We start from the raw sequence: 7,594 nt of genomic DNA, 5'->3' as shown, positions 1-7,594 counted from the left end.
GCCGGGCTTACCATAAATGAAATCAAAGAAATATTGGTTCATCTGTATGCCTATTGCGGTTTTCCACGCAGTATCCGTGGATTACAAACTTTTATGGAAGTACTGAATGAACGAAAAGCGAATGGAATTGAAGATACAATAGGCCAGGAGGCATCAACCATAAATCAGGATGCAAATAAATACGAACGTGGGAAAACAGTATTGGAAGAGCTTACAAAAATGCCGCAACCTGAATCATTGACTGGTTATTCGGCTTTTGCACCGGTAATAGACACTTTTTTGAAAGAACATTTGTTTGCAGATATTTTCGGACGGGATGTTTTGACCTGGTCGCAACGGGAATTAGTAACTATTTCAGTCATCAGCACCATTGGAAATGCAGAACCCATGCTAAAAAGTCATTTAATCATTTCGCTGAATATAGGAATAACCCCCGGACAATTGGAAGAATTGATCACGATCATTCAGTCAACAGCAAGTAAAAAAGAAGCGAAAAATGCCCGAAACATTTTGAATGAAGTATTGAAAAGTCAGCAAACCCAATAAACAATGAGACTTGTTCTGGAATTCAGGTGATTTTATCTGCATTCCGCTACAATAACGTTTGATTGAACTCAAACCCATGCCGGTAACCTATCGGTACTGCGGAAAAAAATGATCACGCCCCATATTTTAAGGAACGATGAACAATTAAATAGAAATGATGAAACGGATTTCAATAATCAGTGCAACAGCGCTATCCATAACAGTCAGTACGATGTCACACGCTCAAACAGCTCAGAAAACGGTTCAACCGAATCCCTATACGCTGGTATACGAAGGAGCAATAACCGAAAATGTGAAAGGGAAAGTAAACATTCATCCGGTCAGCTATAAACTGAACGGGATGGATATTGCAGCCAATGTATATACGCCGGCAAATTATGATTCTTCAAGGAAATACCCGGCAGTAGTAATTGCCCACCCGAATGGTGGCGTAAAAGAACAGGTTGCAGGTTTATATGCCCAACGATTAGCCGAACAAGGGTATATCACCATTACCGCAGATGCTGCTTACCAGGGTGGTAGCGGAGGCACACCAAGATATGTCGATAAACCCGCAAATAGAATAGAAGATATTCACGGAATGGCAGACTTTATTTCCCGCTACAAAGGTGTTGATACTGCCAGACTGGGTTTACTTGGTATTTGTGGAGGTGGCGGATATTCGTTAAAAGCAGCTCAATCAGACAAGCGATTTAAAGCAATTGCCACTTTAAGCATGTTTAATTCGGGAGTGGTGAGACGAAACGGATTCATGAATTCACAGGTATCAACCATTCAGGAGCGCTTAAAGAAAGCCTCGGAGGCACGGGCACTGGAAGCCTCAGGGGGTGAAATTCTGTACGCAAACAACAGTGCCGTTCCGTTGACTGATCAACAAATAGCAGAATTGCCTTTTGATTTGTACAGAGAAGGATACCTCTATTATGGAAAAACACATGCACACCCTAATTCCAGTGGAAAATACACCTTAAGCAGCCTGATGGATCTGATGATATTTGATGCTTCGACCAATATGGATTTGATCAATCAACCCTTATTGATGATTGCCGGAAGCAAAGCCGATACTTATTACATGACAGATGAGGCATTCAACAAAGCTGTTAATGTTGAAAGCAAAGAGCTGTTTTTAATTAACGGTGCCACACATATTGAAACGTATTGGAAACCGGAATATGTCAAACAGGCGGTAGATAAATTAGTGAATTTTTATCAAACCAATCTTTAACGTTCAGAATGATGAATAACATGTTTAAATACCTTATACTGATTCCGGTTATATGGCTTGCAGGATGTCATATCAATCATAAGACGGATCATGTAAATCAACAAACATTACCCGTTTTCCCGCAAGGTGAAAAAATCACGAATGATAATTTCACGGGAACAGTCTACCTGCAAATGCTCATGGAAGCCGATAGTTTGAATCCGACATCCATTGGAAATGTGAGTTTTGAACCGGGAGCAAGAACCAGATGGCATGAGCATCCTGCCGGGCAGATCTTATTGGTAACCGATGGAGTAGGTTATTACCAGGAAAAAGGAAAATCAAAATTGATACTGCGTAAAGGAGATGTAATCAAATGCCCGCCAAATGTATTACATTGGCACGGAGCAAGCAAAGACACTAAATTTGTTCAGTTGGCGGTTACCAACACTCAAAACGGAGTGCCGGTTTGGATGGAACCGGTAACAGATCAGGAATACAATAACTAAAAACAAAACGATGGAAGTGAAACAAGTAAAAGCATACGGTACGGAAAATGCCGAAGCACCTTTGAAGGGATTAACCATTCAAAGAAGAACAGCAACCCCGCACGATGTCGAAATCGATATTCTGTACTGTGGCGTTTGCCACTCGGATTTGCATACAGCTCGTAATGATTGGGGAGGAACAATTTATCCGTCGGTTCCGGGACACGAAATCGTCGGAAGGGTCATTTCCGTAGGCAATCATGTCACGAAATTCAAAACGGGCGATTTGGTAGGAGTTGGCTGTATCGTTGATTCGTGCCGGGAATGCTCCAGTTGTAAGCAAGACCTCGAACAATACTGCGTTTCAGGCATGGTTGGCACTTACAATGGAAAAGACAAACACCTCGGCGGACATACTTTCGGCGGTTATTCCGAGAAAGTAGTGGTTGACGAAAACTACGTGCTGAAAGTTCCCGAAAATTTGAATCCGGCAGCAGTTGCACCGATTCTTTGTGCAGGAGTTACAACCTGGTCGCCACTGCGTCATTGGAACGTGACCGCAGAAAGCAAAGTGGCAGTAGTAGGTTTGGGCGGTTTAGGCCACATGGCGATTAAACTGGCAAAAGCACTTGGAGCAGAAGTAACCTTGTTCTCCCGCTCTCCTGAAAAAACACAGGATGCATTGGAACTCGGAGCAGATCGTGTCATCATTTCGACCGATGATCAGCAAATGCAATCGGTAAAAGCAGCATTTGATTTGATTATCGACACCGTGCCATATGTACACAATGTCAACGAATACATCCCGACACTAAATATCAACGGCACACTTGTGCTTGTGGGTTATCTCGGACCCCTGGACCCAATGCTGAACACCGTACCAATGATTTTGGGAAGAAAAGCAGTTGCCGGATCTGTGATCGGCGGAATTGCGGAAACACAGGAACTGCTTGATTTCTGTGGCAAACACAACATCGTTTCGGAAATTGAAATGATCAACATCCAGGATATTAACCATGCCTATGAGCGCATGCTAAAGAGTGACGTAAAATACCGCTTCGTCATTGACATGGCATCCTTGTAAAACGCATGAACAAGAAAGAAAAGCAGCATCGCGGAAGTGATGCTGCTTTTTACGTAAAGTAGTGTCCTGAAATATAGGTGATTTATCTGCGGTACTAAAAAATCACCTCAACCCTCGGGCAAGTCACAGATTTTAAAACATAATTTGTAACACGCAATTTTTCACACATCCGTAAAAACGCAGCCATCAAAAAAGCACCAGAAAACCGGATCTGCATAATTATTTCAGAACAAGGAAAATCCAATATTAACCCAATAATAAAGCATCAATATCCCATAGATAAAGCATCAATAAGGCATAGATATAGCGATGATTGTACCTATTTTAAACAAAGTAAACGAATAATAAACGCCACTCACGAACGAATACCAGTTGACGATACCCGCGATCACTCATTCCAATTTTTCCAGCTGTAATTTCAAATAGTGAATATCGTGTCTGAGTTGTGTTTCCTCGTTTTTGAGCAGCTGTAATTCCGAAAGGGAAGGAATGTGTTTTTTCTTCAGGATAAAGGTAATTTTCCGCTTCATGGCTGCTGTGAATTTCGCCGCGGTTCCGTAAAACAGATAGGCAGGAAGAGCATATCCCAGGAGGATGAATGTGTTTAAATTGGCTGTTGAACAAATGAATTGATCAATGTATCCTTTTTTATAATCAATATTTGCAATGGTGTCAATGTAAAACCAGTTAATTAAAACCAGCCCCCCTGTAATCAGGAATCGTACTCCGAACAAAATCCGTTTTTCCCTGCGCGTAATCTGGCGCTTAATCAATTCGAGTTCGCTAATCCGTACACCAATCGTTTTCAGTCGGTTTTGTTTTCGTTCCAAAGAAACCCTCAGCCGTTCCTCTTCCGAACTTTTTTGAACAGATTTTCCGTTTGTCTCTTTTTTATCATCATCCGGAAGAAAAATTCCGAGCGTCAGGATCGTAAAAACAATGTAGAGAATAACTAAAACAATAAGAATCGGGTAGAGAATGAGCGGAATAGATTCCTCTTTTTTCTTAGCAGGCATGTGAATAGCATTTTGAATTGCAGCGAATCTAAAAATAATCCCTGAAAATCAATAATAAAGCATAAATATAGAACCGTGAATTATGTACCAAACAGGTGCGTTTTTTCAATGAATAATTTTTTGAATTATAAATAAAGGGCTTAATTTTACAACACATCATAATACAACATGGCGACCAAACAATTCTTACTACCGATCTTATTGCTACTTTTCAATAATCTGCACGCGCAGAGTTCTTCAGAAAAGAAATTTGAATTGTCCTTTTATACCTGTGGAATGGGCTCTAACATGGGGGCGAAATTTCTGGTTTTGGATGTCCAAGGTGATGATTTTGTTTATACCAATGAACAAAACCCCTTCTGGGATGGAAGACCGACTAAAAAAACGGATACACTTTGTCTGGGAAAGATCAGGCAAACAACGATTGATTCCATCATTGATCTGATTCAACCGATTCAGGATACCTTGATTTACAATACAAATACAGAAGTCAGAAGTGGTGTGATTCAATATATCCGGATTCAATATGAGAACCGACACTTGCAATTCACATTGCACAATGCCTCAGATCCTGTTGCCGAAAAAATTGTAGCCTTGCTCAATTCGAATATTCCTGAGGACAAGCCACGTCTTTGGTTGTTCAAGACAGCAAATTAAAGCAGTAGGCTTACTTTTTGCGCCGTTTAACAAAATAAAGCGCCAGTAAAAGGGCGAAACCACTGGTTGGCATTACATACCACCAGATGGAATCTTCCGGATCTGAATGGTTCATCGGTTTTTTCCCGGGGGTTGTATTGTTTCCAATCACGAGTAAAGAAGCCGATGTGGAAAGCTCTTTGTCTTTGATACCCGGAACTTCCGGAGGAGCTTCAAACCCGATGGCATCGCTGCGCAATTCGTAACGCCACTTAACGCCGTAAGTTTTATCGAGGTAATCAAAAATAGTTTGATTGTATTCCGCTTCGTTTTCTCCTGTTCCATAATGGAGACAGCCCTGTGAATGAAGGTTTACGCCATAACGTTTTTGAAAAAGCTGATCTTCTGCCGAACTGAAATCCGGCATTCCACCAAAACCTCCGGAAAAGAGAATCTGCATATCATGCTTTTTGATGTCCTGAAGAGCACCTGCTTTGTTGTAACGGGAACTAAAAATATACGAAAATACAGAAGGATCGAAACCGACAAACTTTCCCCAATGGAATGTATCTATTTTTAAAGGAACGATACAACCGGGAAATGGCTCGCGATAACGCCACGATGAGGAGTCATTATATGAGATTACTGTAAGAACTGAATCAGTTCGTGGTATTGCAACTTCATTCTTTTCTGAAGGAAAGCTCAAACTGTCTTCCTGGGAATACGCACTTTTAGTAAGGATAAGTAAAAAGCTTATCGTCAGATAGAAAGATCTCATGTGAGTCAAACGGAGAAGGAATTGAAAAGTTGCTTGAGGGGAATGGAATCTTTTGCAGTCCTCAATGCGTCAATTTGATTTACCCCGACGAAGATCCTTAACAGGACAGATTGCTCGCAGAAAACGGGAATATTTACAGCTTAACTCAACGTTCGTCTGCGCAATTAGCGGGAGATTTCAAAAATCATTTAAACTCCCCGGATATTGTCTGAAAATAAAAACCTCTCAGTAAGTAGTATTGAGAGGTTTTTATGAATTTTAAAAATTCGCGCTACAAAAAAGCAGGCTGGTTGATAAACTAACTAAATTAAGTTGTAGTAGAGTAGAAATTATGCAGACCAGTGATGAAAATCGCATAGCAAAGATGCGCAATAACAAAGGCATGCGTAAGGTGATAATTAACTGAAATACAAAAACAGGTATTTTTATCTGGTTTTATCTTTGAAAGCATAATTCAGAAATGCATAAATTGCATCATGGAATTTTAAAATGGAGGAATGGAAAAAGTACAGGTAACAGTTCAAAGCAAGGTGAATGCACCGGTTGAGAAAGTGTGGGAGTATTGGAATGCCCCGGAACATATTGTGAAGTGGAACAGTGCTTCACCGGATTGGCATACTCCAAGATCAGAAAATGATTTGCGTGCCGGAGGGAAATTCAGTGCCAGAATGGAAGCAAAAGACGGAAGTTTCGGATTTGATTTCGGAGGAGTATACGATGAAGTAGTTGCAAACGAACGGATTGCTTATACAATGGAAGACGGAAGAAAAACACAGATTACCTTTATCAATCACGGAGATGCAACCGAAGTGATTGAAACCTTTGATGCAGAAGGTGAAAATCCAATCGAAATGCAGCAGGCAGGCTGGCAGGCAATTCTGGACAATTTCAAAAAGTACACGGAAACATATTGATCCGGATAGCAGAAATGAAAAACGGGGAGTTGACTGCTCCCCGTTTTTGTTGAAATTTGATTGAAAGAAAGATTAATTCACTGCAAAACGACTGCTTTGCTTGCCGTCTTCACTTCTTAATAGATAGATTCCTTTGCTTAATACCGGTAAGGAAATCCAGGTTTCGCTGCCTGAAACAAAAACCGAAACAGCCGGAATGACTTTGCCGTCCATGCTTTCGATGACAATGTTGTTTAAAACCGAATTAACCCGTAAACAATCGCCATTCGTCAATGGATTCGGGAATAAACGAAGGGTTTGCGTATGCCATTCATCAATTCCCAGTTGATTGATGATTTCACAGGTACTTGTATCAATACATCCGAAAGAATTCGTCACGATCACAGCATATGTTCCGTTGGAATCGGGCGTGAATGTGGCATTGGTTGCTCCCGGAATTGGAGAGTTTCCGTTTGCGCAGTCAATCCATTGATAACCGGTTGCAGTCGGAGCAGTCACTGTGATTGAAGTAACATTATTGGTGATTCCGCTAATCAACGGATTCAAGGCATTTACAACCGTTACAACGGTACTGTCGTCACCATTTACGTCTTGCAGAATGTCGAAATAAGTTCCCGATTGATGATACGTATTTGTTCCCACGTTCACAGAATCTCCCGGACATAAAGTCACGTATTGTTGTGTGACATTACTCGTAAACCCAATAGAAACCGGGCCGTTTGCAGGCAAATTTCCGGTACTGAAAAGTGTTCCCTCGTTTGCCCCGTTACAAAGACCGCTTGTGAGAGAAGTCACAAAACTCCATTGTGTGCCGTTCCAAACTGTCAGAGAGATATCTCCGCAATCGTTCAAACCACTTTGTGCCGCATCATTCCAGCCAACCGTAACCTGTAGAAAATCAGAAGAAACGGAATTTGTAAAATCCCAA

The 7,594-nt window shown here is 41.2% G+C and carries 9 protein-coding genes; 6 read left to right on the top strand and 3 right to left on the bottom strand.

Annotation, left to right across the window (positions count from 1 at the left end):
• The 4 genes from Q1V93_RS11585 to Q1V93_RS11570 all read left to right on the top strand — a co-directional run.
• Positions 1 to 546, top strand: a 546-nt coding sequence (locus tag Q1V93_RS11585; RefSeq protein ID WP_300664853.1) for a carboxymuconolactone decarboxylase family protein, incomplete at its 5' end; no start/stop codon positions are given.
• 157 nt (positions 547 to 703) lie between these two features.
• Positions 704 to 1,771, top strand: a complete 1,068-nt coding sequence (locus tag Q1V93_RS11580; RefSeq protein WP_300664852.1) for an alpha/beta hydrolase — start codon at positions 704 to 706, stop codon at positions 1,769 to 1,771.
• A gap of 20 nt (positions 1,772 to 1,791) precedes the next feature.
• Positions 1,792 to 2,259: a cupin domain-containing protein gene (locus Q1V93_RS11575; protein ID WP_300664850.1), complete on the top strand. Its 468-nt coding sequence runs from the start codon at positions 1,792 to 1,794 to the stop codon at positions 2,257 to 2,259.
• 10 nt (positions 2,260 to 2,269) lie between these two features.
• Entirely contained in the window at positions 2,270 to 3,322 is a 1,053-nt protein-coding gene (locus Q1V93_RS11570) for an NAD(P)-dependent alcohol dehydrogenase (RefSeq protein WP_300664848.1), read from the top strand.
• Positions 3,323 to 3,714: 392 nt separating this feature from the next.
• Here the strand turns inward: Q1V93_RS11570 and Q1V93_RS11565 are convergent, their stop codons facing one another.
• Positions 3,715 to 4,338, bottom strand: a complete 624-nt coding sequence (locus Q1V93_RS11565) for a hypothetical protein (protein WP_300664846.1) — start codon at positions 4,336 to 4,338, stop codon at positions 3,715 to 3,717.
• Positions 4,339 to 4,506: 168 nt separating this feature from the next.
• Between Q1V93_RS11565 and Q1V93_RS11560 the strand changes: the two genes are divergently transcribed.
• The gene (locus Q1V93_RS11560) at positions 4,507 to 4,995 is read left to right on the top strand and encodes a hypothetical protein (RefSeq protein ID WP_300664845.1); all 489 of its coding nucleotides are present in this window, start codon (positions 4,507 to 4,509) and stop codon (positions 4,993 to 4,995) included.
• Between the two features lie 10 nt (positions 4,996 to 5,005).
• Here the strand turns inward: Q1V93_RS11560 and Q1V93_RS11555 are convergent, their stop codons facing one another.
• Positions 5,006 to 5,752, bottom strand: a complete 747-nt coding sequence (locus tag Q1V93_RS11555) for a hypothetical protein (protein ID WP_300664843.1) — start codon at positions 5,750 to 5,752, stop codon at positions 5,006 to 5,008.
• Positions 5,753 to 6,249: 497 nt separating this feature from the next.
• Here Q1V93_RS11555 and Q1V93_RS11550 point away from each other — a divergent pair, with 497 nt between their 5' ends.
• Positions 6,250 to 6,666, top strand: a complete 417-nt coding sequence (locus Q1V93_RS11550; protein ID WP_300664841.1) for an SRPBCC family protein — start codon at positions 6,250 to 6,252, stop codon at positions 6,664 to 6,666.
• Between the two features lie 72 nt (positions 6,667 to 6,738).
• Here Q1V93_RS11550 and Q1V93_RS11545 read toward each other — a convergent pair.
• Positions 6,739 to 7,594 (bottom strand): T9SS type A sorting domain-containing protein (locus Q1V93_RS11545; RefSeq protein ID WP_300664839.1); only part of this gene is annotated, 856 nt, incomplete at its 5' end.

Origin of the sequence: Fluviicola sp. (assembly GCF_030151805.1) — a bacterium.
In the GTDB taxonomy this organism is placed as follows: domain Bacteria; phylum Bacteroidota; class Bacteroidia; order Flavobacteriales_D; family Crocinitomicaceae; genus Fluviicola.
Note: the sequence above shows the minus strand (reverse complement) of the source record. Positions and strands in the feature narration are given on the sequence as shown.